This is a genomic window from Rhizorhabdus sp. (genome assembly GCF_018006725.1).
Lineage (GTDB): Bacteria > Pseudomonadota > Alphaproteobacteria > Sphingomonadales > Sphingomonadaceae > Rhizorhabdus.
Genome location: NZ_JAGMXV010000435.1, coordinates 1 through 2,802, shown reverse-complemented (window position 1 = coordinate 2,802; position 2,802 = coordinate 1). Strand labels below are relative to the sequence as shown.

The window sequence follows — 2,802 nt, the reverse complement described above, 5'->3', positions numbered from 1 at the left end:
CGACACGGTGCCGGTGGTGTCGATGGTGCGCAGCACTCGCTCCCAGAAGCGGCGGCGTACCGGCAGCAACGGGTAGTCGGAGGTCATCACCGCCTCGTCTTCGGTGGCGTGTTCGAGCTTGGTGCCCCACGGCAACGCGTCGCCAGGCGTGCCGCGGAACTTGCGCGCGGCGGCGTCGTAGCGATCGACGCACCACCGGATCGTCGAATACGGCCCAGTTGGGCAGGTGCTGAACGCTCCGCGCATGCCGTACACCGAGGCCCTGCTGCGCTCGATTCCGCGGCTCGATGCCCCGAGCCATGGGCGGCTCGACGCGATCCGCGGCCGGCCGCCGCTGCTGACCGCACTGCCCGAGGGCTGCGCGTTCCAGGCGCGTTGTCCGTATGCCCAGCCTCGCTGCGCCACCGAGCGTCCGTCGCTGTCGGGTGCCCCGCACGCGTTTGCCTGCTGGTTTCCGTGTTCGGCTGCGTATGCTCGGGAGTCCCTCGCATGACGGCGATGCACGCGCCATTGAAGTCGTCCGACGACGTCGGGGTTCTGCTCCAGGTCCGAGACCTCGTGTGCAGCTACCCGATCAGGGGCAACCGGTCGTTCAACGCAGTCGATGGCATCAGCTTCGACGTCCACCTCGGCGAAACCCTGGGGCTGGTCGGTGAGTCGGGCTGCGGCAAGTCGACCACCGGGCGGGCGATCATCCAGCTGCCGCGCCCGTCCGCCGGCAGCGTTCGACTCGGCCCGGACGACCTGACGTCGCTGCGCGGAGATGCGCTGAGGATGTGCCGGCGGCAACTGCAGATGGTGTTCCAGGATCCGATCTCGTCGCTGAATCCGCGCCGGTCCTGCGGCGACATCGTTGCCGAGCCTCTGCGGATCGCAGGTGGGGTCGGTGAGCAGCAGATCCGCGAAAAAGTAGAACGCGCGCTCGAGACGGTCGGGTTCGACCCCGCGGTCGTGTGGGAGCGTCGGCCGCACCAGTTCTCGGGTGGCCAGTGCCAGCGCATCAGCCTCGCACGCGCGATCGTCGGCGAGCCGAAGTTCCTGATCTGCGACGAGCCTGTCTCGTCGCTCGACGTCTCGGTGCAGGCGCAGATTCTCAACCTGCTCGAAGACATGAAGGCCAGTTACGGTCTCACGATGATCTTCATCTCGCACGACCTGGGAGTGATCAAGCAGGTGAGCGACCGGGTGGCTGTCATGTACCTCGGCAGGCTGTGCGAACTGGCACCGGCGGATGCGCTCTACAGCCGCCCCAGGCACCCGTACACGGCAGCCCTGCTCGCGTGTGTGCCGCGCGTCGACCGTCCAACCGATTACGACAACGACGCGACGATCCTCGAAGGCGAACTGCCTTCCCCGATCGACCCGCCCAGCGGCTGCAGGTTCCGGACGCGATGCCCGAGGGCACGGTCGGAGTGCGCGCAGGCAGTGCCCGAAATGCGCGAACTCGCCGCAGGGCATCGGGTCGCCTGTCATTTTCCCCTGGATTCCTGAGACCGGCCGCGGGCCGGCGAGGGGTTTCCTGCAATCTGTCCACCTCGTACACGGAGAAGCAATCATGAACTCGCCGGAGATCGCTGACCAGATCCGCAACCAGCATCGGCCATTGCCGCGCTATGAAGGGCCCCAGGCTTGGTACGGACCGGACATGGCATTGCGCCGTGACGAATGGCTGCGTGCCTGGACCGGGCCCGAACTCGCCGAGATCGAGGCAGCTGTCGCGCGCGTGCTGGAACGCGATCTCGAGATCCTCGAGATCGGGCGCGAGCAGTTCCCGTTACCGACCCTCGAACCCGTGCTGCACGACATTAGGAAGCAGGTGCTGCACGGGCGGGGGTTCGTGCTGCTGCGCGGCCTGCCGGTCGAGCACTGGAGCGTGCGTCAGGCCGCGATCGCCTACTGGGGCATCGGCGTGCATCTGGGGGAAGCGTGCTCGCAGAACGCGCAGGGTCACGTGCTGGGACATGTGAAGGACCTCGGGCGCGACTATCACGACTTGTTGGCCCGCGGTTACCAGACCAACGCGCGACTGCCTTACCACACCGACTCCACCGATATCGTCGGACTGCTGTGCTGGCGGCCGGGCAAGGCCGGCGGCCTGTCGTCGATCGTGAGTTCGACGACGGTCTACAACGAAATGGCCGCACGCCGGCCAGATCTCGCGCAGGTCCTCCTGAGCGCCTTCCATCGAACGCGCTGGGGCGAAGTGGCCGAGGGCAGGAGCCCCTGGTCCGAGATGCCGATCTTCATGCCAAACGACAGCCGCATGATCGTCAGCTACGTACGCAGCGCGATCACCAAGGGACAGAAGTTGCCCGGCGTTCCCAGACTGACCGAACGTCAGGTCGAGGCGCTCGACATGATGGACGCGCTTGCCGAAGACCCCCAGCTCTATCTCGACATGGAGTTCATGTCGGGCGACATCCAGCTGCTGTGCAACCACAGCATTTTGCACAGCCGCACCGCCTTCGAGGATTGGCCGGAGCCTGACCGGCGCCGCCATCTGCTGCGCCTCTGGTTGTCGTGTGCCGACGGCCCCGCGCTCCCCGAGGCGATCATGCGCAGGGATCAGGACCAGAGCGCGAGCGGCCGACCAAGCGGCATCCGTCTGCCGGGTGTTGCATTGAAGGCGCCGCTCGAGGCCGAATGAGCGGCGCGCTGCGCGTCGCGGGTCCGAGGTGCGTCCCGCCGCAACGGCCGAGCGCGCGCTGCCACGTGCGCGCGCGTCTGGCGGGGCCCCCGCGCGGGCGGCAGACGTCGGAGACAGATCGCTCAGATGCCCGCGCCCCGCGCCAGCTTCTGGAG

At 67.6% G+C, this 2,802-nt stretch carries 4 protein-coding genes; 3 read left to right on the top strand and 1 reads right to left on the bottom strand.

Features of this window, described 5'->3' with window-relative positions:
- Positions 1 to 255, bottom strand: a 255-nt coding sequence (locus tag KAY22_RS27410) for a hypothetical protein (protein ID WP_296626210.1), incomplete at its 3' end; no start/stop codon positions are given.
- On the opposite strand from KAY22_RS27410, the gene KAY22_RS28055 reads away from it, so the two are divergent.
- The 3 genes from KAY22_RS28055 to KAY22_RS27400 all read left to right on the top strand — a co-directional run bounded on the left by KAY22_RS28055 (position 245) and on the right by KAY22_RS27400 (position 2,647).
- Positions 245 to 493: an oligopeptide/dipeptide ABC transporter ATP-binding protein gene (locus tag KAY22_RS28055; RefSeq protein ID WP_366514188.1), complete on the top strand. Its 249-nt coding sequence runs from the start codon at positions 245 to 247 to the stop codon at positions 491 to 493. The two genes, KAY22_RS27410 and KAY22_RS28055, sit on opposite strands and share 11 nt — an antisense overlap.
- Positions 490 to 1,491, top strand: a complete 1,002-nt coding sequence (locus KAY22_RS27405) for an oligopeptide/dipeptide ABC transporter ATP-binding protein (protein ID WP_296626209.1) — start codon at positions 490 to 492, stop codon at positions 1,489 to 1,491. The genes KAY22_RS28055 and KAY22_RS27405 overlap by 4 nt, the downstream gene beginning before the upstream one ends.
- 64 nt (positions 1,492 to 1,555) lie before the next feature.
- Positions 1,556 to 2,647 carry a TauD/TfdA family dioxygenase gene (locus tag KAY22_RS27400; RefSeq protein WP_296626208.1) on the top strand — a complete coding sequence of 364 codons (1,092 nt, stop codon included), beginning with the start codon at positions 1,556 to 1,558 and terminating at the stop codon, positions 2,645 to 2,647.
- Positions 2,648 to 2,802: the final 155 nt, after the last annotated feature.